The organism is Marinobacterium sp. xm-a-152, from assembly GCF_013282965.1.
Classification (GTDB): Bacteria; Pseudomonadota; Gammaproteobacteria; order Pseudomonadales; family Balneatricaceae; genus Marinobacterium_E.
Genome location: NZ_WBYI01000009.1, coordinates 103,033 through 129,173, shown reverse-complemented (window position 1 = coordinate 129,173; position 26,141 = coordinate 103,033). Strand labels below are relative to the sequence as shown.

Genomic DNA, 26,141 nt, shown 5'->3' with positions numbered 1-26,141 from the left:
GGGTATGTACTTCTGCGTTTGTTATAGTCTGCGTCATGGTCCGTCTCCTTTGGATAAAAGTGTGGTAACTAATATCCTGGCACATTGTGATGCCGTTTAAGAAGCGGGACGGACCATCCCATTAGACCCCAATCGCCTCATCTTCGATAAGGCTCCAACAAAAGCATCCTGTTGGAGCAGTCTTGCAAAGGCCGCGATTCTCTGAAAAAAATCGCCTCATCTTCGATAAGGCTCCAACAAAAGCATCCTGTTGGAGCGGTCTTGCAAAGGCCGCGATACTCATCCATCCAATCACATTCGCTTCGGCTTCGCCTAGATTCTACAATAGGGACACCAACCTTATAGAGGCTCCCAGCTGTGAACCGTCGAATTGCCACTCTGATTGCGACTGCACGACCCAATTTCTTAATCCTTACCCTAGTCTGTGTCTTTCTAGGCATCGCAACGGCGAGCCAGGTCACATCCATTAATCTTGGATTAGCAACGTTAATTCTTATCACTGCACTATTGGCTCACATAAGCGTCAACATGCTCAATGAGTACCATGACTACTGCTCAGGCTTAGACTTAACCACTGATCGAACCCCCTTCAGTGGCGGCAGTGGTGCGCTTCCCCGCCGACCTGAGTCTGCTAAAGAGGTTAAAAGTGTCGCATTAACACTGCTTTCACTGTGCACGCTGTCTGGGCTCTATTTAATGCAACAGAACCTTGCTCTGTTAATGCCTTTGGGGATTTTGGGTCTCTTTATTGTTTTAACCTACACCCCGGTACTGAACAGACACCCAATCGCTTGCCTAATCTCTGCGGGAATTGGCTTTGGGCCGATCATGGTTTTGGGTACCCACATTAGCCTGACCGGCGGTCTGGCAGAGCAGGCTGTGCTGGCGTCCATCATTCCATTCTGTCTAGTGAACAATTTACTGCTATTGAATCAATACCCGGATATCGATGCAGACAGAGCCTCAGGCCGATACCACCTGCTCATCGCTTATGGACGCCATACCGGCGCCAAGGTATACACCCTATTTAACTCGGTTATGATCGCTGGGATGGTACTGCTTATTCAGACAATGGGAACAGATCTATTTGGGCTACTAGTTGGTGTGGTTGTTTCAACCGCCGCGATCAGGCTCTCTATTTTGGTTTTAAACAATGCCGCTAATCAGACGAAATTCAATCAATTGATGGGCCCTAATGTTGCGCTCACACTGGCTACACCCACGATCTTATCGATTCTTATAATGTGGAATTAAGGCAAAAAAAATGGGGCCAAAGGCCCCAAAGATCACTGCGAAAACGGTTAAATCATCCACAAGAAGAGAGTGATAAATCACGCTCTGGAAAGATGTAAGTATCATAGCACCATTATTACCAAAAACAATAACCTAATCACAAAATGTCATATAAAATTTTGGCACAAAAAAACCCGGCACAATAACCGGGTTTTTGTAAGGAATATGATTAGTTCAACGGAGGAACTGCATCAATCCAATGTTTTTCAGCGTAGTCACGCTGCTCTACACCCTTACGTGCTTGGTAGTGAGCACGAGCAGCAAGATCCATTGCTTTCTGGAATTCACCAGCAGCAATCGCCTCTTTAGACTCTTTCAAGTACTTTTTAGTATCACGCCAAGCAAAGCCTGCTTCTTGTGACTCTTTGTACTTAGCCTTAGCAGCATCGAATAGTGCTTGAGCATTTTCAGCGTTAGCTGGTTTCGATGCCAAAGCTTCTTCGATTGTCTGTGTGCTGTACTTCTTGCCGTTCCATTCAAACGTGCCGTTAGCACCTTGAAGGGCACGAGCTGCATCAAATGCTTCACTGAAGCTTTGAGCAGAAGCCATAGAGCTCAGTGTAAGTGCAGCAACAGCTGCGATCGAAATGATCTTTTTCATCTGTTTGCCCCTTACTTACGTGCGCCAGGACCGTTAACGATGAGACCGTTAGACATGTAAGTCTGGAAGTACTCAAGGTTACGGAAAGTTTCGCTTTGTGGCTTCAAGTACTCTGAACGAGAGTCACGGTGACAGCCTTCGTAACGACGGTGTAGTGTACCGATGTTACCCCATTTAGAACGTACTACAGGGAAGTGTGTAGTGTGACCTAGCGCTGGGCTTGGAAGGTCGGCACGAACCAAACGGTTAGTACCAGTCAAATGACAGTCAGCACATGATAGGTTCAACTGACCACGCTTAGAATAGAAGAACTTTTTACCATCTAGGTAAGCCGCTTTCGCCTCATCGTTTGGAATCTCAATTGCAAACTCGTTACCGCGTGAAGTGTAGGCCATGTATGCAGAGATCTCTGCAATAGCGCCCTTCTTCCAGCCTAGTGGTTTCTCACCGTTTGTCATACGACACTCGTTGATCGCCATCTCTAGAGTTACAACTGTTTTACGCTCGTCGTTCCAGTATGGGAAGTTTTGACGAATGCCAATACCACCGTTCTCGAAACAGTCAGCGTAACCTTTACCGTTTGCGAAAGGCGTATTGAATAGCTCTTCACCCTTTTCGAGGTCTAGCTCGTAAGGAGGGAACTCTTCAATCTCTTCCCACTGCGCACGAGACGCAGCGTCAACAGCATAGATACCGTTTACGTACTCACTCATTGGAGTATCTGGGAAACGGTTTTTCATATATTCTTGCAGTGCAATGCGGTCAGCTTCTGGATCGACAGTTGCGACAGTAGCTCCCGTAGTTGCTGCCATTGCCATTTGGCTAGCAGCTGCAACACTCAAACCAAGTAGTGTGCTTTTTATTATATTCATGCGTCCTCCGTAAGCAGAGATCAATTACTTGATCTTTGCAGATTCGGTGCCAGTTGCGCCTGTGTTTTCAGACCAAGCAACAGATAGTTCTTCACCCTTAGCGCCACCTTCGAAAGTGAATGCTAGGTATGGGTTTTTAGAGATAGCTGTGTTTAGGTTCGCTTCAAACACGACTTTGCCGCCGTGAGAAACAGACACAGTATCCAGGAATTTAGCTGGGATAAGATTGCCATCTTTACCCTTCTGAAGACCTGTATCCATGTTGTGTTTAGCCATCATTTTAACGGTAGTTTTACCGCCACGTGCGCTAGCTTTAACTCGAAAAATCTTAGCCATTATACTTCTCCTAATCTAAACCGCTTATTAACCGCCACAGCCACCGATAGTGACTTTAACTTCTTTGGTAGCGCTGTAAGTCTTGCCACCAGCCTTAACAACTGCAGTTACGTTAGTTGTTTTACCCATGCGTACACGAGTAGACACGTCTGCAGCAGTACCAGCAGGGATACCGAACTCAGCCGCTAGAGGCGTTGGGTTCTGCTCTACAAAGATAGCCATTGATTCAACGTTAGCCAGCTTAGATTCAACTGATACAGGTACAACTGCACCGTTCTCAGCGATATCTGGAGCTTTCAACATTACGTCAGCACTTGCTTCTGCAGCGCTTCCGTATAGTGCGTTTAGCGCATCAGCTTGTGATTTTGCGTTAAATGCATCTTTATTCCATGCAGCAACTGCCACGCGTGGCATCATTGCACCTAGACCGATTAGCGCACCGCTTGCAGCGATCGCTTTTACAACTGTACGACGATTCATGCTCATTTTACTCCACCTAAATCGAGTCTAATTAGTACTGATAAATGTATTCTACGACTGCGTCGATTTCATCTTCTGTCAAAATATTATGCTTACCCATTGGTGGCATGATAGACAGAGGATTCTTCGCAGTAGCATCCCAAATTTGAGCACGAAGCTCAGCTTTATTTGGGTAGCGTGCTTTCATAGCAATAATCATAGGACCCTGGTTACCAGCTTGGTTGGTAATAGGATCTTGAATGTTGTGACAAGCAACACAGTTACCACGTGACTTACCGTGGTAGATTGCTTGGCCTTCTTTGATCATCGCTTCGCTATGTGAACCCGCGACTGCAGAACCGGTGAATGCTACACCTGCAACTGCTAGGGCTGAGATCAACTTTCGCATGGTCACTCCTTCAGTGATCGTGCACTTTCGTGCTTGTTATTATAAAAAACAGGGCGGCGTTAACCGCCCCGCCATCCGTCAATTATTGACTAGATTCTGCCATGTAGGCAACCGCATTAGCGACAGCTTCGTCAGATAGGTCCATACGACCACCTTTCGCTGGCATAATGCCGTTATCACCCTGGTAGCCATTGATCGCGTGGTCTACTAGGACATCCATACCTTGTGCGATACGTGCTTCCCATGCAGCCTGATCACCTAGCTTAGGTGCGCCTGCGATACCCATACCGTGACATGCGGCACAAGCACCTTCGTAAGTCGCCTTACCCTCTTTAGCAGCAGCTGATAGCTCAGCAGGCTTAGCAGAGTGAGACTCCTCTTCAACTTCAACACCCAGTGCTTTTAGACGCTCTTTCTCTTTCGCTTGCTCAAGAGCGTGTTGCTCTTCGTGAGAAGCGGCAGGACCGTCAGCACCTTCAACGAAGTGACCGACTGGGGTTACACCACCGATAGTACCGGTGATCATGATCGCATTAGGATCTTTACAGTCAGACATACAACGCGTGTTCTTAACATCAGGACGCGGATCTACGAAGAAATTCTCTTCGTTTGGCATCTTGATGTCAGCAAGGTTTTCATTTGTTAGTACGAAGTCATCTTCTACGATCTCGTTCATGTACAGAATGTACGCAGAGATTGCGTATGTCTCATTCGGAGTCAATGAACGTGGAGCCGTAAATGGCATCGCACGGTAGATGTAATCGTAAAGAGTCGAAGCGAAAGGCCAGTAAGAGCCTACAGTTTTAGTAGGACGGTCCTGAGCAAGAGTACCCTGACCACCTACAAGCACTGGCCAACGGCCTTCACCTTCACCAAATAGACCGTGACACACAGCACATTTAGCTTCGTAAAGACCTTCACCGTCTTCTACCGAACCTTCACCTACTGGAAGACCCATACCGTCAGGACGTACATCGATGTCCCAACCAGCGATCTCTTCAGCAGTCGCGGTACGACCGAAGCCGAATGATTCACCCGCGTTTACAGAACCAGCAACTAGTGAGCCGGCAACTGCAGCAGCAACTAGGGTTGGCTTAAGAGAGTTGAACATTCGAAACCTCCCCAGTGTTAGCAACTTTCCAAGTATGGATAGCGTTCTTGTGGTAGATAGACTCAACACCACGAACTTCACGAAGCTGCTTAAGTGTTGGCTGTACGTAACCTGTCTCATCGATCGCACGCGCTTGTAGCAACCATGGCTGACCATCCCACTTAGTCACAAGACTGAAGCGAGTCAGAGCTTTTTCAAGAACTAGACCTTTCAGGTTAGCTGGCGTCCAAGAGACACCGCCGTCGAACGAGATATCTACCTGTTTGATCTTACCACGACCAGACCATGCAAGACCTTCGATCTCGATCATGCCTGGGCTAAGGATTGGTTTTTCAGGACATGGGCTAGTGATAACCGAGTTAGTTTCCTGAACGAATGTAAAGCGACGCGCACGGCCATCAGCCATGAGGTCTGTGTACTTAGACGTCTCTTCACGGTGGTGCCAAGGCTTATCACCGACTTCAAGACGACGAAGCCATTTAATAGAGGTATTACCTTCCCAACCTGGGTTAAGAAGACGAACTGGGTAACCCTGTTCTGGACGAAGCATCTCACCGTTCTGTGCGTAAACAATCAGAGCATCATCAAGACACTTCTCGATTGGGATAGAACGAGACATGTGCGCACCGTCAGCACCTTCAGCAAGTACCCACTTACCTTCTGGTTTAACGCCCGCTTCTTCAAGAAGAACGCGTAGAGGAACACCTGTCCACTCACAGCAGCTTAGCATGCCGTGTGTAAACTGAAGCGCTTCCATCTGCGCACCACGCCACTCCATACCACCGTTCGCTGGACACTCAAGGAACTTGATGTGCGACTCAGATGGGAAGCGCATTAGATCTTCCATAGTGAAGATCAGTGGGCGCTCAACAAGGCCGTGGATGATTAGACGGTGCTCTTCAGGATTAATTGTTGGAACACCACCGTGGTAGCGCTCGAACACAAGTCCGTTTGGCGTAATGATACCTTTCAGCTCGTGAAGAGGTGTCATTGAGATTGAAGAGATAGACTCAGCTGTCAACCAAGGTACGGTACGACGAACAACATCACTTTCGAATTTCGAAGGGTTGCCGTACGGGTATTCAATAACACCGTGACCTAGCTGCTTACCCCAAGTTGGCTCATTTGGTGGCAAGTTGTTTGAGTTAAGTAGAGCATCAGATGCCGTTGCAGTGCCTGCGACACTAGCAGCAGCAACACCGCCTACAGCAGCGATACCCTTGCGGAGAAAATCACGACGATCGTTAGTAGAGAGTCCTTCTGACTCGCTCGCAAGCTGGGACATTAGCTCACGTGTCGTCGGCCCTTTGATGATTTTGGCCATCAATTGCCTCCCGGCTGTTTGTGAATTATCAAAATTAGTTCTAGCGGAACGAATTCTACGTTCCCAATCACCATATATGCAAATTAATTATAGCTATATAAAGCTTTTAGCTATAACGAATCGATATAAGTCGGTTTAGTGACAATAAAATGACAGCCAAACCCACGGAACTACAAGGATTAACCTACCACACAGGAAACTTATGACCATCAATAAGCTATCGGCATTAGCCTAAAGGACTAGTGCGGTGCAACATAATAAAAATCGGGATTTTAGAAGATTTGCAGCCTTTTACAGGGAGGTGATTTCTATCTTTTCGACCACTTGAACGGCCGACTGTTTGTCAACTGTATCGGCGTGTGATGTAGTCAATTTTAGAATGGTTGACTCATCCTCAATACCGTGAGCATATCCGGTTTTGAGGGATTTAAAATCAAACAGCTGCTCATCGGCCAGATGCGACGGAACGACATTGCACATCGCCCTGAACATAGACTCAATACGACCCGGAAACTGCTTATCCCACTGATTCAACATCTCTTTAATGGATGCACGCTGCAGATTCTCTTGCGAGCCACACAAGTTGCAAGGAATGATCGGGAAGCCCTTTATCTCAGCGTACTCGGCAATATCCTTTTCACGCGAGTAGCTCAGCGGGCGTATCACCATATTTTTTCCATCATCTGAGACCAGCTTGGGCGGCATCCCCTTCAGCTTACCGCCATGGAACATGTTTAAGAACAGCGTCTCAATAATGTCATCACGGTGATGTCCTAGCGCTATCTTGTTGGCACCGATCTCATCTGCAAAGCCATACAGCGTGCCGCGGCGCAGACGCGAGCAGAGACCACAGGTGGTCTTGCCCTCAGGAATAACCGACTTAACCACCGAGTAGGTATCTTTCTCGATGATGTGGTACTCAATATCTAAAGAGTCGAGGTAGGCTGGAAGAATGTGTTCAGGGTATCCCGGCTGTTTCTGATCCATGTTGACGGCAACCAGATCAAAGTGGATCGGCGCACTTTTCTGTAGGTTGATCAGAATATCGAGAAGCGTGTAGGAGTCTTTACCACCGGACAGACAGACCATCACCTTATCGCCCTGCTCGATCATGTTGAAGGCCTCTATCGCCTGTCCCATTTCACGTCTGAGTCGCTTATGCAGCTTATTGAAGCGAAGCTTCTGCTTGCGATTGAGCTCATCTTGCTGGGTGTCGTCTTTCATGGTCTATCCGATCTAAATAATGTTTTGCCTAGTTAAATGGCGGCGCAAGTATAACGAAAAGGCAACAAAGCGACAGCCCTTACTGATCGCCTAACGCATCGAGCCAACCTATTTCACTGGCAGTCGCGGGCCCTATGTGAGCAAAACTCAAATCGGAGGGTAATACAGCCACTCCGGGCACAAGCGGAATCCTACCCCCCATCACCTCAGCTCGAGATTGAGGATAGAGCGGCACTTGAACAGGGTCGGCAAATCCATCCGGCCAAACCGGCTCAGCGGTTTCGGGATCATAACGATCCAAAGCCCCCAAAGTATGCAGCGCCTCATGGACCGCTACAAAGTGATTCAAGCCCTGAAAACGATCTGACGCGAAACCATTTACCAGCCCGATCCTACCCTTTTGCAAACCCAAGGAGTGTTTCATGGTGCTATTAAGCGTTGGTGAATAGTAGTTCATGAAGACACGAATAGTATTGTCATCCGCATCAAACTGATCATTCCCAGCCACCCACAAGCGCATTCGCAAACCCCACCATAGAGAGTCCAAAATACTCGCAGATTCTGGCGCTTCAGGCGGAAGTGACGTGACCACAGGATAGAGCTCGACCGACAGAGGCTTTTCAAGGGGAAGACCGTAGCGCCTAGACTCATCAGAGAAGAACTGCTCGATGTCGTTAAAATCGTCATCAGATAGCGTTGCAAGGTACTCTGCTGTTGCGATCGTTTGATCCGCATTCACAGGATAGATTCGCAGTGAGACCGGCTCTTGCCAATCGGGCGTTATCGACTCACTCTGCAAGCGATTGAGCCACAACACGAGCGCCAGCAACATCAGCGCAATATAGGAGATTGTCCGCCAACTCCACATCAGACAGCGACCTCAAGCGCCAGCCATGCGATGACAAAGTAGCGTATCGACTTTCCGATCAGTATAAACAGAAAACTGCTTAGCGGATTTAGGCGCAACCAACCAGCCATTAGACAGAGCGGATCTCCCACTACAGGTAACCAAGCCAGCAGCAGTATCACAGCACCGTATTTCCCTATCCAGCGTTTCGCTCTTTGATGCTGTGGCTTGTCCAACAGTGTCAGAGGGTATTTCAGAGCGATTAACCACCCCATAAAGAAGGAGAGCATCGATCCGGCCAAATTACCGACAATCGCAGTCAAGAGAAGTGGGTAGAAGTTCGCAGGGTTTTCAGCAACGTACCATGCCAGCAATAGCTCGGAACCACCGGGCAAAAGCGTTGAAGAGATAAATGCAGCGAGCAGTAACTCCCAAGCCATTCAACCCTACTCCATTGCTGCCTGAACGCAGCGTAATACGCCCAAACTGTAGACGTTAGAGAAGTGCTCAAAAACGGGTTTGAGTGACGCGCCATGTATACTTGAGCTTTCCAAAATCTGCTGCTCAATTTGACTGATCTCTGATAGAGGCAGTTCAACCACGTCCGTTAACGCGAGATCACCCAAAGCGATCCAGTGCGCCAGAATATTGAACACCTGCTGTTCGGATAGATGAACCTGCCTAGCCACTTGATCGGTGGTCATGCCAGCACGATAGAGCTGTAGCACCTCCTCCTTCTGGTAATCCACCTCTTTCTCGCGTTCATTGGAGAGCGACTCGTTAATAACCTCTAGGAAGGCATCGCCGTAGAGTTCCAGTTTACGATCACCAATCCCAGATATACGACGCATCTGAATCAGCGAGGTTGGTTTGCGCTCCACCATCTCCATCAAGGTAGCATCATGGAAGATGACATAAGGTGGCACATTTTGTTCGTCAGAGAGCTGTTTACGACAGGCTCGGAGACCTTCCCAGAGTTTAAAGTCCTGATCATCCAGCTGCATCTCTGGTTTACGAGAGCGCCCACTGGCCATCGATGTGCGCAACTTGCGTTTATCTTTGCGTAACTGGATCTCCGTCTCGCCTTTCAGCAACGGACGGCATTTCTCAGCTAAGGAGAGCGAACCATGCTCTGCAGATACTTGTACCAACCCTTGAGCCACCAGCTGTCGAAACACTGATCGCCAGGTGTTTTTATCGATCTCTTTACCAATACCCCAAACCGAGAGCTTATCGAGACCGCGATCACGCGAACGATCCGAATGTTCCGCATGTAAAATTTCGATAATCGCATTAACGCCAAACTGCTGACCGGAACGATAAATAGCCGACAGCGCTTTCCGAGCCGCCTCTGTACCATCCCATACCTCGGGGGGTTCTAGGCAGTTGTCACAGTTACCACAGGGCTGGTGCTCTGTCTCACCAAAATAGGAGAGCAACACCTGACGTCGACAACTGGTGATCTCACACAGCCCCAACATCGCCTCAAGCTTTTGTCGCTCTATACGCTTCTGCTCATCAGGCGCCTGCCCTGATTCCAACATCTGCCTTTGAAAGATCACATCCTGAAGGCCATAAACCATCCAAGCGTTGGCCGGCTCACCGTCTCGACCGGCACGACCGGTCTCTTGATAGTAGGCCTCTACCGATTTCGGTAGATCCAGATGAGCCACGAAACGAACATTGGGCTTATCGATCCCCATACCAAAAGCGATCGTCGCGACCATAATCACCCCCTCCTCCGTCAGGAATCGGTGCTGATGATGCTCACGCAGTTGTGCATTCAATCCGGCATGGTAAGGCAGTGCATTAAAACCCTTTTCAGATAGCCAAGCGGCAGTATCTTCCACACGCTTGCGGGACATGCAGTAGACCACACCGGCATCCTGGGCATGCTCGGTGCGAATAAAGTTGAGAAGCTGCTCCCTTGCACGATCCTTCTGCATGATGCGATAGCGAATATTGGGACGATCGAACCCCTTAATAAAGACACGACCGGTCTGAAGTTGCAGTTTATCAATGATCTCCTGCTGAGTTCGAGCATCCGCCGTGGCGGTCAGCGCCACCCGAGGCACATTAGGGAAACGTTCCGCTAGAGAACCTAATTGAAGATACTCAGGTCTAAAGTCATGCCCCCATTGCGAGACACAGTGCGCTTCATCAATCGCAAACAGAGCAAGTTGTGATTGCTGCAACAGTGACAGGGTTCTTGGTTGAAGAAGGCGCTCGGGTGCGACATAAAGCAGATCCAGCTCACCATTTAACAGCGCCTGCTCTGTGGCCTGTAACTGGTTAAAATCGATGGCCGAATTGAGACAACCTGCGCGTATACCTAACTGTGACAGCGCACTGACTTGATCTTGCATCAAAGCGATCAGCGGCGACACCACCACCCCAACACCCGATCTGACAAGAGCGGGTAGCTGATAACAGAGGGATTTACCTCCGCCAGTCGGCATAATCACGAGTGCGTCCTGCCCCTCTAACAGGGTCTCTACGACGGACTGCTGCGGATCACGAAACTCATTAAAACCGAAGGTGTGTAACAGTTGATGGCGGGCTTGTTCAATCATGCGCTCATTATCGGATATGCCGTGGATTAAGTCACTCAAACATAGGCACTTAATCGAGATCGGGGTACAATTAAAAGATTCAATCTATGGAAAACAGTAATGAATCAAAGTGTAGCTCTAATTAGCGAAGACGAACTGGATCAACTAGAGAACTTTTTAGACTCTGAAGCGGTGGCAGAGACCGCTCTTGATCTAGTCGGTGCACACGGGCTTTTATGCGCTCTTAATATCGCACCTGAAAAAGTCGACGAGTCGACGTGGATGACGCTTATCTTCGACGAGAAGCCTAACTGGAGTAGCGCAGAGCAACAGGCAGAAATAGAGAACCTGTTGAGAAAATTGAACTCTACCATCGCCAACGATCTCTACAGCGATCAGGAAATCTACCTGCCTTGTGATCTCAGCCTTGAAACTGACGAAGAGGATGAGATTCCTGAGATCACACTCTGGGCTGAAGCCTTTATGGAAGGCGTTTTCAGCAATGAAGAGGCCTGGTTCAGTGATGACGAAGAGTCGGTGGCCGGCCTTCTACTACCGATTATGGTCGCATCCGATCTATTCGATGAAGGTGAAGTAAAAGATATTCGTAAAGATCGCGCGTTAAGCGAAGAGATGTGTGAACAGATCCCAGAAATCCTGATCGATCTCTACCTACAGTTTAACGCACCAGAGAAGTAGACCTCTCTTCAAAGGATTCAGTTAGGCCTGCTCGTACAACTCTAACGGCAGGTCATCCGGATCAGCAAAAAAGAGAAAACGCTTGCCGGTATAAGGGTCAACCCTTACCGGCTCATGCCCTACCCCATTGTCAGCCAACCATTCGACCCACACCTCAATATCGCTTACGGCGAAGGCCAAATGGCGCAACCCCTGAGCTTCAGGGTAACTCAAACGTTGCGGAGCTCCGGGCATTGAGAAGAGTTCAACCTGGCCACCATCCGGTAGCGCTAGATCAAGCTTGTAAGAGTCACGCTCAGCTCGATAATTCTCATCCAATACCGTCAATCCAAGAAGTTCTGTGTAGAACTGCTTGGATCGTTGGTAGTCACTGCAGATAATCGCCGCGTGATGAATCGAGTTGAGCTTAGGCTGCTTCATTAATAGCTGACACGAACGGTATTGCCAGAGCGCAACACACGAACCTTATCGCCCGGTCTGAAGAAGAGATTGTTCTGCACACCCTGGACGATGGAGATGCGACCACCCTTATCCATTAACAACTGAATCTCTTGCCCTTGAGTTTGTGAGCTGTTCTCTTGGATTTTAGAACCAGCAATACCGCCGGCTACTGCACCCAAGACCGTCGCAATAGATGATCCTTTACCGCCACCAATGGTTGAGCCTGCAATACCACCGACAATAGCACCAGCACCCACACCAACAGGATTGTTAGGATCACCATTAATGATCACCGGTGTCACCTGCTCGACAGTCGCGTACTCAACCGTCTGAACCTGGCGTGCATCGGCAGCGGTGTAGGCTGTTCCTTGCAGGTTCTGCTGCATACAACCAGTTAATGCAACTGCGGCCACTGCACCAATCAACACTCTATTCATTCGCATAACAGACTCCCAATCGTTATTGATAGATTAAGCTTAGACAGAAAGCACGAATTCTGCATTAAAAAATGGCGAGTCGATCAACAAACCAGATCATTCCCATGATACCGATCACCAGTGAAGCCGGAACCACAACAATACGGTGGTAGAGTTTCTCTGAGCTAAACCAGTAAGCGACACCAAAATAGGCAATCAACACCACGGCGAGCTGGCCCAACTCAACGCCAACATTAAAGGCTAATAACGCAGCTACAAAATCATCCGTCGGCATCCCAAACTCCGACAGCATGGTGGCAAAGCCGAGACCATGAAGCAGACCGAAACCGAACACGACGGGAAGACGGAAACGATTAATTTTGGATGAGAAGAGATTCTCTATAGCAACGTAGGCGATCGATAACGCAACCAGAGGCTCTACGATACGAGGCGAGATCGAAATAATCTCCAAAGTACCCATTGCCAAGGTAATCGAGTGGGCAATGGTAAACATCGTAATCTGTAGGGCAATCGGCTTTAAACGACGACTCAGTAGGAAGATACCCAGCACGAACAGGATGTGATCCAACCCTTTGGGAAGAATGTGCTGAAAACCACCTAGGGTGTAAGTTTTCACCACCTGCGCAAAACTCGGTTTGGCAAACACCTCATTCAGCATGAACGGTTCAGTTGGCTTATCCTCTTTTACCCACTGGTGTGACGACCAGTGCCACTCGTTATTGGCCTCATCTACCTGTCTGACTCGAGTCGCATGATCGCCAAACGCCATGGGGTAGTACCAGGTTAGACTTTGAGTCTCCCGGGGGATTCGCCCTTTCAAGATAATCACACTATTGCGAGGCACCTTGGTATAGCCTGGGGGTGGCACGACTAGCTCTTTTAGCTGCAACTCAGCGGGCGTTCCATCAAGCTTCAACTCAACACCCTCTAGGAGCGTCGGCATGAACTTTTTAAACTCCGCCTCAAGCTCTGCCGACTCCATTGCACGGTAATGGTCGTATTGATCTGAGTTAGGCGCCTCTTGAGTGTTTCGATACTGTCCATTGATACCGGTCAGAAGTGCTTCGAGGCTGGCACGGATCTCAATCTCTACCACTTCAGTCGTATTTGCAGAGATCTCTATCAATGCAGGCTTCACAACATCAGCCCTAACTGGGTAGAATAAGGATGTAACTAATGTGCATATAACGAAAATGCCTGGAATTAGTCTCACTGGTATGTCTCTAGTAATAAGCATGCGTGCTTTTGGTGGATTTCAGCCTGTGGGCCCTTTAAGAAGAGTGGGAAACTAAGATAACTATGAATCGTCGTCAACTATTGAAGGCTATGGCCGCCGCTGCTGCAGCAGGAAGCCTACCAGCAATTTACACTTCTCGCGCGCTAGCAAGCAACACTGCTCCAAGCGGATTTTATGATGTTCCAATGGAAGGTGATGTTCGTATCCTTCACATTACAGACGTTCACGGCCAGCTAAAGCCTGTCTACTTCCGTGAGCCAAACGTCAACCTTGGTGTCGGTGATGCATTTGGTCGTCCACCACACGTTGTCGGCAAAAATTTCCTTAAGGAGATGGGTCTTTCAGAGAACTCTCCTGAAGCTTACGCATACACCTACCTTAACTTCCTAGAAGAAGCTAAGAAGTACGGTCGTACGGGCGGTTTCGCACACGTTAAAACACTTCTAGATCGTCTACGCGATCAAGCGGGCGGACGCCAAAACACACTAACCCTTGATGGTGGTGACCTATGGCAGGGATCGGGTACTTCACTGTGGACACGTGGTGTCGACATGGTTGAGGCATCTAACATTCTTGGCATCGACGTTATGGTTGGTCACTGGGAGTTCACCTACCGTGAAGAGGAAGTTCTTTCGAACGTTGCTCTGTTCAAAGGTGACTTCATCGGTCAGAACGTTAAAGTACTAGAAGACTCACTGTTTGGTGATGAGTACTACGAAATGGTTGAGCGTTTCGATGGCCGTGGTCTGTACGACGAAGATACGGGTCATGCGTTCCAGCCATACGTGATTAAAGAGATCAACGGCAAGCGTATCGCTGTAGTAGGCCAAGCCTTCCCACGTACCTCAAACGCCAACCCTAAAGAGTTCTTCCCAGACTGGTCTTTCGGTCTTCGTGAACCAGAGATGATCGAGCTTGTTCAGCAGATCCGTGAAGAGGAGCAGCCAGACGCGGTTGTTCTTGTATCGCACAACGGTATGGACGTCGACATCAAGATGGCTGAACGTGTTCCTGGCCTGAATGCTGTATTCGGCGGTCACACTCACGATGGTGTTCCACAACCGATCAAAGTTAAGAACGTTGACGGTGGCGAATGTTGGGTAACCAACGCAGGTTCAAACGGTAAGTTTGTCGGCTGTATGGACTTCTCGATCGAAGATGGCCAGATCACCAACATGACTTACAAACAGCTACCTGTTATCTCTGATTGGCTTGAAGCTGACGGTGAGATGGAAGCGTACATCAACCAGATGCGCCAAGGTCGTTACGATGAGAACATCATCGAAGCGCGTAACAAGAAGTGGCAGAACAACCCAATCCGTGTCGGCAAAACCTTCGAAGAGATTCTTCAAGAGAAACTGGCTAAAGCGGATCGTACTCTTTACCGTCGCGGTAACTTCATGGGCACTTGGGACCAAGTTATCTGTAACGCACTTCGTTGGGAGTACAAGGCAGACATCGCACTATCAGCAGGCGTTCGTTGGGGTACCACTACTCTAGAGGGTGAGTGGATCACAATGGAAGATGTCATGAGCCAGTGTGCAACAACCTACTCTGAAACTTACGTTCAAGAGATGACTGGTAAAGCGATCAAAGAGATGCTTGAAGGCGTTGCCGACAACCTATTCGATCCAGATCCATACCTACAATCAGGTGGCGACATGGTTCGCGTGGGTGGTCTTGACTACACCATCGATCCAACCAAACCACTTGGCCAGCGTATCTCTGAAGTACGCCTAGACAACGGTGAAGTGATTGCTGATGACAAGAACTACAGCGTCTCTGGTTGGGCAACTGTTAACCGCACACCAGAGGGTCGACTACTCTGGGATATCATTGCTGACTACCTAAAAGCAGAACGCGATGAGAACATGGTGATCAAACTACCTAAGGTGAACAACCCTAAAGTGGTGGGTGTCTCTGACAACCCAGGTTTCGCTGACTACCCAGGTGATTGGGCATAACAGCCTACCCCATTAAAAAACCCGCCTAGTGCGGGTTTTTTATTGCTATGAGAAACCTGGACAAATAGCAGTTCAGAATATCGCGACCTTTTTAAGATCGCTCCAACAAAAAATTGAAGCAAAAAAAACCCGCCTAAAAAGACGGGTAACGTTCAAGCAACGAAAGGACAATGAAAAGGGTTAACCCTGAAGCATTTTGAAAAGCTCATCTTTCAGTTCAAGACGACGCTTTTTAAGTTCCTCTTCACGACTGGTCGTGGTCGGTTCAACTTCAGCTGCAGCAAGCTCAGCCTGCTTAGTAATTTCGTGGTACTCATCAAACAGACGAGAGAAGTGGTTGTTTGATGTTTTAAGCTCATGAATACGTTCGCGGTACTCTGGAAGTTCATGAACTAGATCGTGGTGTTCTCCGATCATTTTTTACTCCTAATTCCATACAGTGTTGATGGTTCTAATATGCCCTACTCTTCTCCATCGTCCATTGATTGAAATCAATTAAAACGAATCTCTCTGAACAATGGACTTAACAGGCGTTTACCTGTACCTTTTTCGATCCTTTTTTGGCGATCAACTACACTTTTAAGATTATGGAAACTCTTTCACTCCAACCTCGCGATTTTGCAAACGGTGACGTTCAACTGCCAGGCTCAAAAAGCCTATCAAACCGAATTCTTCTTCTAGCTGCACTGGCGGAAGGTGAAACCAAGGTAACCAACCTGCTAGACAGCGCAGACGTTACCCATATGCTGAATGCACTAAAAACGTTGGGTGTCTCTTATGAGCTAGCTGATGATCGTCGCTCGTGCGTTGTCACCGGTGTGGCAGGTCCTTTCAAGCAGCAAAGTGCTGAGATGTTCCTGGGCAACGCCGGTACTGCAATGCGCCCACTAACCGCCGCACTTTGCCTAGGTTTAGGTGAGTTCACACTGACCGGTGAACCTCGCATGTACGAGCGCCCTATCGAAGATTTGGTTGATGCTCTTCGTCAAATTGGTGCTGATATCGAGTACTTAAAAGATGAAGGCTACCCGCCGCTAAAGATTAACGCTCAACAATTGAAAGGCGGACGTGTATCGATTCGAGGCAACATCTCGAGCCAGTTTTTGACTGCCCTACTGATGGCCGCACCGATGGCACAGCAGGATTTAGAGATCGTTGTTGATGGTGAGCTGGTCTCTAAGCCTTACATCGATATCACCCTGCACTCGATGAAGCTGTTTGGTGTTGAGGTCGAGAACAACAACTACCAGAGCTTTGTCGTTAAAGCCGGACAGACTTACCACTCGCCCGGCGAAGTGATGGTTGAAGGTGATGCTTCATCAGCCTCCTACTTCCTAGCTGCAGCGGCTATTGCTGGCGGTACGATTCGCGTCTACGGCGTCGGTTCTGAATCGGTACAAGGCGACAAAGCCTTCGCTGAAGTGCTCGGTAAGATGGGTGCTAAGGTCACTTATGGCCCAACTTGGGTAGAGGTCTCTAAAGGCGAACTGAACGGTGTAGACCTGGATCTGAACGCCATTCCCGATGCTGCAATGACGATTGCCACAACCGCCCTGTTCGCAAAAGGCCCTACGGCCATTCGCAACGTCTACAACTGGCGCGTCAAAGAGACCGATCGCCTAGCCGCAATGGCAACCGAGCTTCGTAAAGTGGGTGCGGAAGTGGTGGAAGGCGAAGATTTCATCGAGATTACACCACCAGCCGAAATCCAGAGCGCCGCGATCGATACCTACGATGATCACCGCATGGCCATGTGCTTCTCACTCGCCTCGTTCGGCAACAGCGAGATCATCATCAATGACCCGGGCTGTACCAGCAAAACCTTCCCAGAGTATTTTGATCTGTTTGCTGAGGTTACGAAGTAACCTGCCCTTTAGGTGGTGACTGGCTTTCAGCCTGTCACCTCTACTTTAAAACATTCTACTCGCCTAAAGGCGGCCAGCCTTACTTTTTGGTCAGCAAAAAGTAAGCAAAAACTGACCACGCTCACTCGGCCTGCGGCACGCTCCGTTCAATGATTTTTCACTGAAGTCCAATAGGACACTGCAAACCGTTAATTGCTCCTGCATTAACGGAATACATGCCTTCCATGGCAATAAGTCGGCTCCTGCCTCCGTTGCAGACTTCGGCCATCCCGGCCTCAGCCGATTGAACTCTTAACCGTGAAAAATCATCGTACTCACTCTCGATCGGACGTGGACGATTGGCACGAGATTTGAGTCAGGCACATTGTTGGAGCGGTCTAGAAAAGGCCGTGATAGGTCTTAATGTGAATTTAGCTATTAGCACCGGTGTCTGGCTTTAGCCTGACATCCACTTTCCCAGCGTTTTCCAGAAAGGTGGTAAAGCTTACCTGCGGATGACAGGCTGAAGGCCTGTCACCGAAACACTACTTATCCTGCTTTGAACCACCCATACACTTAGGACTGGCAGGCACTAAACCGGACTTTTCGGCCCACTCTGCTTGGGTGTATAGATGCATTGAGAGTGCATGAATGGGGTTTTGCATAAGATCTGACAGCAGGCCAAAAATGGTTTGGTGACGCTGTATTAGGCGTTTACCTTCAAAGTCATCGCTGACAGCGACGAGTTTGAAGTGAGTATCCAAACGGTTACCACCGTGCATGTGGCTCTCGTTCTCTAACTCCATGTGAACAAGATTAAGACCTTCATTGAGACGGGTTTGGATCTGATCTTCTACTGACAACTTACTGATCCCCTTTCGCTGTTGATTCGGTTTTCACTTCAGCGAGTTTCTTAAATCGGTTTTGAATTTTACGAGTAATGAACCATACCGCACCAATCACCAGTGGGACAGAGACACCAGTCGCAAGACTCTTATCGAATTCGACACCGGCACCGTGTACCGCATCAATGAGGTACTTCACTAGGCCAACTGCGTAGTAGCTGATCGCAGCAACCGACAGACCCTCTACCGTATGCTGCATCATTAGCTGTATCTTGGATCGACGATCCATGGAGCTCAGTAGCTCTTGGTTCTGGTTCTCAATCGCCATCTCAACTCGGGTACGCATCATATCGGCTGCGCGGTTTACACGACGCGATAGGTCGTCGAGTCGATTGTGCATGGTCTCACAGCCACGCACAGCAGGCGTCAATCTACGGATCAAAAACTCTTTCAAGGTCAGGTGACCAGAGACCTCATCCTCACGCAATTCATCCAATCGTGCCGCCATAACATCATGGTATGAGCGGCTAGCATTGAAACGGAAGGTGGTTCTCGCACGTTCAGCTTCAATATCGGCCGATAGGTTGATGAGCTCTGTCAAAAGCTGACTGTCATCTGAGTTATCACCCGTTGACAGGCGACGCGTCAGATCGGCCATTCGATTATCCATATCAGCAACAACCGGTGACAGCTTACGCGCTTCGCGAAGACCGAGCAGCGCTAACAAACGGTAGGTCTCAACTTCAATTACACGCTGCACCATTCGGCCCATCTGCCCTTTCGACATGCTGTTATTGAAGATTAGGAAACGGCCAAAGTTGTCGCTGTGCGTTCTAAATGTCGTCCAGATTTGTGCTGCACCATTCTGTGGCAGACTGCCGATCATCTGCATATCATCGAGCTGAGAGCGAACATCTTTGGGCTCTGGTAGTTCATCACCCTGAATGTTCTGAATGCGCATATGAAAAGCGGCTACCGCTTTACCTGGGTAGTTACTTAACCAGCCGTCTGGCAGTCGATCCAACGCCGTTGTGAAAAAGGGTTGTGTCGACGCTACCCCTTCACGTGAATCGGTGATGGTCAGTGACGTAAACTCGAGATGCTGCTCCCAACGGATGCGCAGATCGCCCGCTGTGTAGATATTACACGCCTGATCCACTCCGTCGTGTTCGATGTTGAGGGTATCTAGCAAGCGCTGGATGTGCTGACTCTGAATGGCACGCTCCTGTTGGTTTGCCAGCACCGCAATGTGGGTAATACTGGCATCCCCTGAAATGCGCTGGAACGGGCGCGAGTGCAGCTCGTCATAGAGCCAATCACGGTCTTCATGCCATTCCAATCCGTGTTGCTGCTGTGCGACAACCATCAGAGACTCCTTACTCTATATCCAGATTAGCCCGCATCAGGGGCTGATCGCTCAAATCAAAACTCATCAGTTGTAAATCGATGTCAAACCAACTCTTAAAGAGATCAAGCGAGAGCGGTTTGGGCCAAAAATCCTGAAACTCATCCCAGGCAGAGAGTTCGTTCTCAAAGATCGTCAACCAGTGCTGTTCAATCTCTGAGGTGAAATCCTCATCAGAATCGACCTCATCAAAGAGGTAGAGGTTGGCTTCACTGCGCAGCTCCTCTAGTGAAGGAACCGGCTCTTCTGAGCCCGCCAAAAGCCACTCATGAAAAGGAGCCTTGGGTTTAATGCTAATACCCGAGCGGTTGATCAAACGCATAGACTCTCCAATACATAGATTTACTTATAACCATATAACCTGACTATACCGCAGTTGCACAAAGGGAGCACTAGTAGATTTCGCTGAGTGGAAAAGGAACAAAAAAAAGGGGTCTGACCTGGGCCAGTCCCCTTTTCGGGCAATCGATCGCCTCATCTTCGATAAGGTTCCGACACTTAAGTTGTTGGAGCGATCTTAAGAGGCCTCGATTAATACCTGTTGGAGCGGTCTCATTGAGGCCGCGACGCTATTTGTTAAAGCTCCGCCGCTTCCTCTTCTGCCATTACCTTGTAAGGGTGATCAGACGCCAATAGCGCTTTACCAAGATCCGTTGGGAACTCGACATCAATGTCGACCACACGACCGTCACGACAGACGTTAATGATGGTATCCATGCAAGTACTGAGCAGAGAGTACTTCTCATCCGGCGCAGCAATAATGGTTTGGAGACCCAAATCACTCATGAAGCCAAGCGAGGTAACGGTGTTCTCTGAATCCAGCTTGTTGAACGCCTCATCGAATACCGACAGGCTGAAGCCACCAACAGGCTTACCATCACTACCCTCTTTTAGGCGGTAGGTCGCACCCAAGGCGGCCGCCATCGCGACGTAGAACGGTACCTGGTGCTCACCACCGGAACCGGTCTTGATACGCTGCGACAGGGTTGTCTTACGATTGCCGTCAAGATCTTTAACCACCAACTCGAAGTTGTAGAAGTTACGGTAGTCCTGAAGCAGACTGCTCTCGCCTTCATCTTTAAGTACTTCGTGAATTCGTTCTAGAGCATCCTTGTGCTGCGCATTGTCATCAAACTTCATATCAAACAACGAGCCCACATTGGCAGAATCGAGCTGTGTATAGGCCTCAACCAACTCAAGAATGTCTTTCAACTCAGGGTTAGGTGACATCTCAAAGCTGTACATCTCTTTATGGAAAGGACGGTTCTTCAAGTGCGAGTTTAGCTCACGGATCAGATCACGAATCTTATTGATCTGGTCATTCAGATGGGCCACGAAGTCAGAACGGAAAGCAGACTCAGCCTCTAGACGAGCTCGCTCGGCCTTCTCTGTGTACTCTGCCAATTCAGATTCACGGAGTGCCTCAACGGTCTCGTTAACGTAACCCTCGAGATCTTCATGACTGGAGTCTGGTCCAACCTTATCCAACTCATGGTGAGTCAAACCGCCACCGTGGTGACGCGCTTTATACTGTGCAACGGCATCACGGACACCGTTCTTTTTCTTCTCATGCAGAGCCAGTTCAGACTGAGCTTTCTTGGCCGCTTCGAAGATGATGCGTTCCAACTCACCATCACAGCTCTCATCGAGGTAGTCGCGTTTCTCCTGCGCAGACTGAGCGTCGAACTCATTCTTCGCTTCACAGGCTGCACGCGCTTCAGCATGCTCTGTTAGATCGGTCTCTAGCACCTCTAGCTGAGCAGTATCACGGATCAGGCCTGTACGGGCTTTTTGCAGTTTATCCATCAACGCAGCTTGAGTGGACTCGGTCTCTTTCTGCTTAGCCGCCAGATCGGCAATGCGCTGCTGAATACCGGTATCGTCATGGTTACGGAGATCGACAATAGTCTGCTGGTACCCTTCAATCTGATGCGTCAGTTTCTTACGCTGTTCTGTCAAATCAAACAGAGGCTCGTTCACTTGAGACAGACCGCCATCAAGGCTTATTAACGCGTCGCGCAGTTTCTCTAGCGATTCGTGCTGACGACCCAGCAACGTGAACTCGTTGACCAGCTGATCGACCTGCTTACCCTGCAGTTCAAGTTGATCACCACGACGACGAATACCCATAATCGGTGTCAGTTCATTAATCGATGTGGTTGAACCCTCAGTCTGCAACATGCAGTCATAGGTCAACGCACGCTCCTGTTTCAAAAGCTCCGCTTCCGTCTCAACCGCCATGACACCGCCCAGTGCGCGATTCATAAATGCGCGGGCATCGTCAGAGTCAGACTCGATAAACTGAGCCAGAGAACCTGGCTTAGTGCGGTGTAACCAGTCACCCGATTTAGTGGTGTTGATGATACGACAGCCTTTCAGGTGACGCCCTTTACGGCGGTAGAGTGTAATCGCCTCTTTGACACGATCAGGATCGACGACCAATGCTTCGCGGCGAGCACCTAAGAAGGACTCAATTGCAATGCGCCACTTGTCATCGGTAATATCAACCAACTCACAAATGGGTGTTGAGTCGATACCGTACTCACTCAACAGCTCCATCAATTCAGCCGTGTTACGACGAACGGGGGCGCGCCCCTGCTGAAGCTGTTCTACGGCACTCTTCTGGTTCTGTATCTGAGCGCGCAGTTCAGAAATACGGATAACTGACTCTTCATAACGACGCGACACTTTACGACGAACGTTCTCAATCGACTTACGCATTGCGTTTAGCGTGTTATCGACGCTGACAGGATCTGAAGGCCAAGCGTCTGCCATTAGGTTTTCACCCGAGCGCCAGATCTCTGATGCTTGATCCACCAGTGCTGCAAACTCTTCAGGCAAGAACTCACGATTCTGATTAAAGCTCACCGCTGTGCGCATCAGCGAGTAGGCCTTCTGAATGCGCTCTTCGATGACATTGAGTTCGTGTTGACCAACGCGTATAGAAGATTCCATCGCGTTAATCTGATGCGCAGCATCGGTGTTGTTTAGCGCTGCACGTGCGTTGGCAAGATCCTGCATAACCTGATTGAGATCAGCACCAATATTGGTTAGCTCTCGCTCAACTTCCGCCTCTTGCTCTTGCCACTTCTCTAGACGCTCTTCAGCCTCCTCTTTACGAAGGTCGGCGCTTTCAAAACGTGACTCGTGAACAACCCACTCGTACTCGACGGCGTTTTTGATGTTACGACTGATACCCTGGCAGAGCTCTTGTACTTTAACCAGTTCATCAATACGGTTAGCCACATCACGCGTCTTCTCCTCCATCGCTCGATACTCATCCAGCGATTTACGGAAGGCTCCGACATGCACTACGTTCTCATCCAAGACAAACTCGCGAACGAATCGAGTCGGACTATCAATGGGTACAAATTTAAGAGCGTTTTTGAAGTTCTTGATGAATTTGTCATCGTCATTCGGCATCGCTGGATCGTGACTCAAGTGGGTCACAACCTCACGAATGTAGCGGCTTGCACGCTTCTCTAGCGTCATATCCGGACACTGTTTAAGCAGGCTTTCACGAACTTCATTCCAAGGACGCGGCATACGACCACCGCCCTCTTTTCGACTAAAGTCATCCAGCGAAACAGAGAAGTTAGGCAGAATAAAGCGACCCAAAACCTCTTCATCTGGGCTGGCGGTTGATGCACTGATCGCAACACCAATACAGCTCTCTTGTGCCGTCTCAGTATCAAAGAAGCTCATCGCCAGATAGCTGATAGAATCTTCACGGGCACTGTTGCTTTTACCACCATCATCCATAAAACCGAGACAGTAGGTGCGCAGTGAACGCTCAGACTTTTCACCCGCCGAGGCGTTAAAACTTAAGTGGCGCTTATGGCCACCCATCAAAATGGTCTGCATGGCGTCCAGTAGTGACGATTTACCTGAGCCGTTAGGACCTACAATCGCGACATTACCTTTGATCGGGATCTCTTGAGCACCCAATACATACCAGTTAACTAGAACGATGCGATTAAGCTGTTTCATCGTCAGACTCCTCTACTGCACCCTTCTCTTCTGACTCCACTGACTCATCAGCTGGCTCACTCACCTCTTCGATCGACTCCTCTGGAGTGTCAGCAATATCATCCATCAAGGCCGCATCAGCGCTTTCGATGTCACAGAGCGCCTCAAGCTGTCGGATGTAATCTTCGACCACCACTTGACGAATGGTGGGGTAGATGCCGATTGGAATGTTTTTAGGGTCGGTCTCATTCGCCTTGCCGCGTTCAATCAAACCGTGACGTGAGAAGAGCGACAGGATCTCTTTTAGACGCGTCTCATTAGGGATCTCTTTACCGGTTAAACTCTCGTAAGTGCTCAACAGATCATCAGACGTGGTGTACGCCTTACCGCTCTCTACTTCGAAATTTTCCAGTTTCTGTTCATACATTTGACGCATACAGAGCATCAACAGAGACTCATCGAGCTTCAATCGCATGACTCGCTCTTCACCCTGGGGTAGCACACCCAAATAGGCTTCATCAGGTTGATAGACCAGAGACCAACCCAGTGCCGCGAACAGGTTACGGAAGTACTCCATATTCTGCGAAATAAGGAAATAAGTATCACGCTGTGCAGGGCGATCCGCATAGAGGAACTGGTTTGTCAGTAGTGAGTTTGCAGCGCGAACGAAATCGGCTTCTGTACTCTTTTCATTGCGCGTCAGCGCTTTTTGTAAATCACCAAGCATCAGGCGTTGTTCCTGTGTATTTTGAAACCACGGCACTCCACCATATCGGCAACGCGCACGTACTCTTCATCAAATTCTATTTGGTAGCGTTCAGCTGTCTTACGCGCTTTCTTACCTAACGAATTTAGGTGTCGCACATAGCTGAAGCAGATGTAATCTTCGATTGAATCAATGGTAAATTCAGACGCCGAGACCAGGGTTTCACCATTTAAAAAGTGACGATCTAGGTAGGCCTCAATTCGATCCACTTTCACCTCACGGCGTGCCTTCCACTCTTTGAAGAGCTGACGCATGTAAAGAACCTTAGGATCGATCTGCTGTTGGGTAATGACTCTAGGCGCTGTCTCAACACGTCGACGCACTGGCGAGCGAATGGACGAAGGCGAGATAAAGCCATACTGATCAAGCGACTGAACCGGTGGTATCTCCCGACCATCTTTCTCCGCCAATTTGGCAATGACACGCGACAGTCGAGCCGCCATACCCGGCGTTGTCTTGTCCATGTAACGAACTGTGTCGGCTACCCGTTTCTCTAGCTGGTAACGGAAATCATCAATGATCGCCAGACGCTGGTCGACCGACTCGAAGATCCGGATGATGCGATTGATGTGCTGGTGCACCATCGCTTCCGCAGTTTCAGATTCGATTTCATACTGCATCTGATAGTGCTCAGTCAGCATCTCTACCTTCAGCGTATCGAACTGAAGATCACGCAATAAAGAGAGAATTTGACGTCTAAAACGGAAGGGGTTGTTCTTTGTTTTCAACGTCTTATAGTCAGAAACAAGAATGTGCTCAACGAAACGATCAAAGAAGCCACGGACAATCTCTTGCGGGTTATGCGACTCAGCCAATGATATTTTAAGTTCGCGCAGACCCAACATCATATCGGTCAGGTGTGCACTGAACTCGGCTGCTGTGTCTGCCGCTTCCGATAGGGTAATACCACGACCCACCGGATCATTGATGGCCGATTCCAGAGACGACAGCACGTTAAGAACGGTGCCACCGTAACTGCGTTTTTCCAAACGCGCGATCGAAACCAGGTTACGCAACAGGTAACTGACCGAAGGAGAGAGCAACACATAGGTGCGATAGATCTTCTGCTCTTCCTCTAACCAGCCCGTTTGCACTAGGCGTCGGTAGATACGGTTTGTGTAATCTGCGCTAGAGGTAGGCAGCTCCGCCTCCTCTTCAGACTCAGCCACCCAGCGACGAACACCAAGCTTAACAACGGCATTTTCGATGGTTGAACGGACTAAATCTTTGGCAATAAAGGGGTCTATAAGATCTTCATCAAAGAAGAGATCGGCCAATTCAAGAAGAACAGACTGGTAAACCTGTCTATTCTGCCCAGAGAGCGGCGCAAATATATCGTCTGGTAGCTTATTGAAAAGCACTAAAAATCCACCATTTGAGGGCTGCCCATTCAATAGGCAGCAAATCGAATAACCATCGATTCTAACAAAAAAAGGAGTGCTGTATAGGCCTCTTAGATGAGACTTTGGCGTAAAAGAAAAATCTTTAACCCTTGAGTCAAAAAAC

25 protein-coding genes are annotated in these 26,141 nt (G+C 49.0%); 4 read left to right on the top strand and 21 right to left on the bottom strand.

Annotated elements, in window-relative coordinates:
- The first annotated feature begins 357 nt into the window (after positions 1–357).
- A complete protein-coding gene (locus tag XMA152_RS10165) occupies positions 358–1,254 on the top strand; it encodes a prenyltransferase (protein ID WP_173483513.1) in 897 nt (298 codons plus the stop codon).
- Positions 1,255–1,462: 208 nt separating this feature from the next.
- On the opposite strand, the gene XMA152_RS10160 is transcribed toward XMA152_RS10165, so the two are convergent.
- The 11 genes from XMA152_RS10160 to recQ form a co-directional block, all read right to left on the bottom strand.
- Positions 1,463–1,894, bottom strand: coding sequence for a hypothetical protein (locus XMA152_RS10160; RefSeq protein ID WP_173481085.1), 432 nt, complete (start codon positions 1,892–1,894; stop codon positions 1,463–1,465).
- A gap of 11 nt (positions 1,895–1,905) precedes the next feature.
- A complete protein-coding gene (gene soxA, locus XMA152_RS10155; RefSeq protein WP_173481086.1) occupies positions 1,906–2,766 on the bottom strand; it encodes a sulfur oxidation c-type cytochrome SoxA in 861 nt (286 codons plus the stop codon).
- Positions 2,767–2,790: 24 nt separating this feature from the next.
- Entirely contained in the window at positions 2,791–3,102 is a 312-nt protein-coding gene (gene soxZ, locus XMA152_RS10150; protein ID WP_173481087.1) for a thiosulfate oxidation carrier complex protein SoxZ, read from the bottom strand.
- A 27-nt stretch (positions 3,103–3,129) separates the two neighbouring features.
- Positions 3,130–3,582: a thiosulfate oxidation carrier protein SoxY gene (gene soxY / locus XMA152_RS10145; protein ID WP_254442920.1), complete on the bottom strand. Its 453-nt coding sequence runs from the start codon at positions 3,580–3,582 to the stop codon at positions 3,130–3,132.
- 31 nt (positions 3,583–3,613) lie between these two features.
- Positions 3,614–3,970, bottom strand: a complete 357-nt coding sequence (soxX, locus tag XMA152_RS10140) for a sulfur oxidation c-type cytochrome SoxX (RefSeq protein WP_173481089.1) — start codon at positions 3,968–3,970, stop codon at positions 3,614–3,616.
- Between the two features lie 82 nt (positions 3,971–4,052).
- Positions 4,053–5,081 carry a c-type cytochrome gene (locus tag XMA152_RS10135; RefSeq protein ID WP_173481090.1) on the bottom strand — a complete coding sequence of 343 codons (1,029 nt, stop codon included), beginning with the start codon at positions 5,079–5,081 and terminating at the stop codon, positions 4,053–4,055.
- Positions 5,065–6,405 carry a sulfite dehydrogenase gene (gene soxC, locus XMA152_RS10130; protein ID WP_173481091.1) on the bottom strand — a complete coding sequence of 447 codons (1,341 nt, stop codon included), beginning with the start codon at positions 6,403–6,405 and terminating at the stop codon, positions 5,065–5,067. Before soxC ends, XMA152_RS10135 begins: the two co-directional genes overlap by 17 nt.
- 291 nt (positions 6,406–6,696) lie before the next feature.
- The gene (gene ttcA / locus XMA152_RS10125; protein WP_173481092.1) at positions 6,697–7,629 is read right to left on the bottom strand and encodes a tRNA 2-thiocytidine(32) synthetase TtcA; all 933 of its coding nucleotides are present in this window, start codon (positions 7,627–7,629) and stop codon (positions 6,697–6,699) included.
- Positions 7,630–7,708: 79 nt separating this feature from the next.
- On the bottom strand, positions 7,709–8,497 hold the full coding sequence (locus XMA152_RS10120; protein WP_173481093.1) for a hypothetical protein: 789 nt from the start codon (positions 8,495–8,497) through the stop codon (positions 7,709–7,711).
- The gene (locus XMA152_RS10115) at positions 8,497–8,916 is read right to left on the bottom strand and encodes a YqaA family protein (protein WP_173481094.1); all 420 of its coding nucleotides are present in this window, start codon (positions 8,914–8,916) and stop codon (positions 8,497–8,499) included. The genes XMA152_RS10120 and XMA152_RS10115 overlap by 1 nt, the downstream gene beginning before the upstream one ends.
- A gap of 6 nt (positions 8,917–8,922) precedes the next feature.
- Positions 8,923–11,049 (bottom strand): DNA helicase RecQ, encoded by a 2,127-nt coding sequence (recQ, locus tag XMA152_RS10110; RefSeq protein WP_173483518.1) that lies wholly within the window; start codon positions 11,047–11,049, stop codon positions 8,923–8,925.
- Positions 11,050–11,148: 99 nt separating this feature from the next.
- On the opposite strand from recQ, the gene XMA152_RS10105 reads away from it, so the two are divergent.
- Positions 11,149–11,727 carry a YecA family protein gene (locus tag XMA152_RS10105; protein WP_173481095.1) on the top strand — a complete coding sequence of 193 codons (579 nt, stop codon included), beginning with the start codon at positions 11,149–11,151 and terminating at the stop codon, positions 11,725–11,727.
- Positions 11,728–11,748: 21 nt separating this feature from the next.
- On the opposite strand, the gene XMA152_RS10100 is transcribed toward XMA152_RS10105, so the two are convergent.
- Genes XMA152_RS10100 through XMA152_RS12850 form a run of 3 tightly spaced genes read right to left on the bottom strand, consistent with a single transcriptional unit; the run spans position 11,749 to position 13,743 of the window.
- Complete coding sequence (locus tag XMA152_RS10100; protein WP_173481096.1) at positions 11,749–12,147, bottom strand: VOC family protein; 399 nt, start codon at positions 12,145–12,147, stop codon at positions 11,749–11,751.
- Positions 12,147–12,611, bottom strand: a complete 465-nt coding sequence (locus tag XMA152_RS10095) for a glycine zipper 2TM domain-containing protein (RefSeq protein WP_173483512.1) — start codon at positions 12,609–12,611, stop codon at positions 12,147–12,149. Before XMA152_RS10095 ends, XMA152_RS10100 begins: the two co-directional genes overlap by 1 nt.
- Before the next feature lie 58 nt (positions 12,612–12,669).
- A complete protein-coding gene (locus XMA152_RS12850) occupies positions 12,670–13,743 on the bottom strand; it encodes a HupE/UreJ family protein (protein WP_173481098.1) in 1,074 nt (357 codons plus the stop codon).
- 161 nt (positions 13,744–13,904) lie between these two features.
- Between XMA152_RS12850 and XMA152_RS10085 the strand changes: the two genes are divergently transcribed.
- Complete coding sequence (locus XMA152_RS10085) at positions 13,905–15,806, top strand: 5'-nucleotidase C-terminal domain-containing protein (RefSeq protein ID WP_217362054.1); 1,902 nt, start codon at positions 13,905–13,907, stop codon at positions 15,804–15,806.
- Between the two features lie 180 nt (positions 15,807–15,986).
- Here XMA152_RS10085 and XMA152_RS10080 read toward each other — a convergent pair whose 3' ends face one another.
- Positions 15,987–16,223, bottom strand: a complete 237-nt coding sequence (locus XMA152_RS10080) for a YdcH family protein (RefSeq protein ID WP_173481099.1) — start codon at positions 16,221–16,223, stop codon at positions 15,987–15,989.
- A gap of 170 nt (positions 16,224–16,393) precedes the next feature.
- Here XMA152_RS10080 and aroA point away from each other — a divergent pair, with 170 nt between their 5' ends.
- The gene (gene aroA, locus XMA152_RS10075) at positions 16,394–17,671 is read left to right on the top strand and encodes a 3-phosphoshikimate 1-carboxyvinyltransferase (RefSeq protein ID WP_173483511.1); all 1,278 of its coding nucleotides are present in this window, start codon (positions 16,394–16,396) and stop codon (positions 17,669–17,671) included.
- 524 nt (positions 17,672–18,195) lie between these two features.
- Here aroA and XMA152_RS10070 read toward each other — a convergent pair.
- From XMA152_RS10070 to XMA152_RS10045, 6 genes are all read right to left on the bottom strand, one after another.
- A complete protein-coding gene (locus XMA152_RS10070) occupies positions 18,196–18,513 on the bottom strand; it encodes a BolA family transcriptional regulator (protein WP_173481101.1) in 318 nt (105 codons plus the stop codon).
- 1 nt (position 18,514) lies between these two features.
- On the bottom strand, positions 18,515–19,861 hold the full coding sequence (locus XMA152_RS10065; protein WP_173481102.1) for a DUF3422 family protein: 1,347 nt from the start codon (positions 19,859–19,861) through the stop codon (positions 18,515–18,517).
- Positions 19,862–19,871: 10 nt separating this feature from the next.
- Positions 19,872–20,222 (bottom strand): hypothetical protein, encoded by a 351-nt coding sequence (locus XMA152_RS10060; protein ID WP_173481103.1) that lies wholly within the window; start codon positions 20,220–20,222, stop codon positions 19,872–19,874.
- Between the two features lie 254 nt (positions 20,223–20,476).
- Positions 20,477–23,890, bottom strand: coding sequence for an SbcC/MukB-like Walker B domain-containing protein (locus XMA152_RS10055; RefSeq protein ID WP_173481104.1), 3,414 nt, complete (start codon positions 23,888–23,890; stop codon positions 20,477–20,479).
- Entirely contained in the window at positions 23,877–24,596 is a 720-nt protein-coding gene (locus XMA152_RS10050) for a DUF4194 domain-containing protein (protein ID WP_173481105.1), read from the bottom strand. Before XMA152_RS10050 ends, XMA152_RS10055 begins: the two co-directional genes overlap by 14 nt.
- Positions 24,596–25,996, bottom strand: a complete 1,401-nt coding sequence (locus tag XMA152_RS10045; protein ID WP_173483510.1) for a Wadjet anti-phage system protein JetA family protein — start codon at positions 25,994–25,996, stop codon at positions 24,596–24,598. The genes XMA152_RS10050 and XMA152_RS10045 overlap by 1 nt, the downstream gene beginning before the upstream one ends.
- Positions 25,997–26,141 lie beyond the last annotated feature (145 nt).

Excerpts from the sequence above, each read along its gene's own strand:
- XMA152_RS10050 (WP_173481105.1), bottom strand. The coding sequence starts at position 24,596 with ATGCTTGGTGATTTACAAAAAGCGCTGACGCGCAATGAAAAGAGTACA.
- XMA152_RS10095 (WP_173483512.1), bottom strand. The coding sequence starts at position 12,611 with ATGCGAATGAATAGAGTGTTGATTGGTGCAGTGGCCGCAGTTGCATTA.
- XMA152_RS10080 (WP_173481099.1), bottom strand. The coding sequence starts at position 16,223 with ATGATCGGAGAACACCACGATCTAGTTCATGAACTTCCAGAGTACCGC.
- XMA152_RS10055 (WP_173481104.1), bottom strand. The coding sequence starts at position 23,890 with ATGAAACAGCTTAATCGCATCGTTCTAGTTAACTGGTATGTATTGGGT.
- XMA152_RS10120 (WP_173481093.1), bottom strand. The coding sequence starts at position 8,497 with ATGTGGAGTTGGCGGACAATCTCCTATATTGCGCTGATGTTGCTGGCG.
- aroA (WP_173483511.1), top strand. The coding sequence starts at position 16,394 with ATGGAAACTCTTTCACTCCAACCTCGCGATTTTGCAAACGGTGACGTT.
- soxX (WP_173481089.1), bottom strand. The coding sequence starts at position 3,970 with ATGCGAAAGTTGATCTCAGCCCTAGCAGTTGCAGGTGTAGCATTCACC.
- XMA152_RS10085 (WP_217362054.1), top strand. The coding sequence starts at position 13,905 with ATGAATCGTCGTCAACTATTGAAGGCTATGGCCGCCGCTGCTGCAGCA.
- recQ (WP_173483518.1), bottom strand. The coding sequence starts at position 11,049 with ATGATTGAACAAGCCCGCCATCAACTGTTACACACCTTCGGTTTTAAT.
- soxZ (WP_173481087.1), bottom strand. The coding sequence starts at position 3,102 with ATGGCTAAGATTTTTCGAGTTAAAGCTAGCGCACGTGGCGGTAAAACT.
- XMA152_RS10065 (WP_173481102.1), bottom strand. The coding sequence starts at position 19,861 with ATGGTTGTCGCACAGCAGCAACACGGATTGGAATGGCATGAAGACCGT.
- XMA152_RS10060 (WP_173481103.1), bottom strand. The coding sequence starts at position 20,222 with ATGCGTTTGATCAACCGCTCGGGTATTAGCATTAAACCCAAGGCTCCT.
- XMA152_RS10135 (WP_173481090.1), bottom strand. The coding sequence starts at position 5,081 with ATGTTCAACTCTCTTAAGCCAACCCTAGTTGCTGCTGCAGTTGCCGGC.
- ttcA (WP_173481092.1), bottom strand. The coding sequence starts at position 7,629 with ATGAAAGACGACACCCAGCAAGATGAGCTCAATCGCAAGCAGAAGCTT.
- soxC (WP_173481091.1), bottom strand. The coding sequence starts at position 6,405 with ATGGCCAAAATCATCAAAGGGCCGACGACACGTGAGCTAATGTCCCAG.
- soxY (WP_254442920.1), bottom strand. The coding sequence starts at position 3,582 with ATGAATCGTCGTACAGTTGTAAAAGCGATCGCTGCAAGCGGTGCGCTA.
- XMA152_RS10160 (WP_173481085.1), bottom strand. The coding sequence starts at position 1,894 with ATGAAAAAGATCATTTCGATCGCAGCTGTTGCTGCACTTACACTGAGC.
- XMA152_RS10100 (WP_173481096.1), bottom strand. The coding sequence starts at position 12,147 with ATGAAGCAGCCTAAGCTCAACTCGATTCATCACGCGGCGATTATCTGC.
- XMA152_RS10115 (WP_173481094.1), bottom strand. The coding sequence starts at position 8,916 with ATGGCTTGGGAGTTACTGCTCGCTGCATTTATCTCTTCAACGCTTTTG.
- XMA152_RS10105 (WP_173481095.1), top strand. The coding sequence starts at position 11,149 with ATGAATCAAAGTGTAGCTCTAATTAGCGAAGACGAACTGGATCAACTA.
- soxA (WP_173481086.1), bottom strand. The coding sequence starts at position 2,766 with ATGAATATAATAAAAAGCACACTACTTGGTTTGAGTGTTGCAGCTGCT.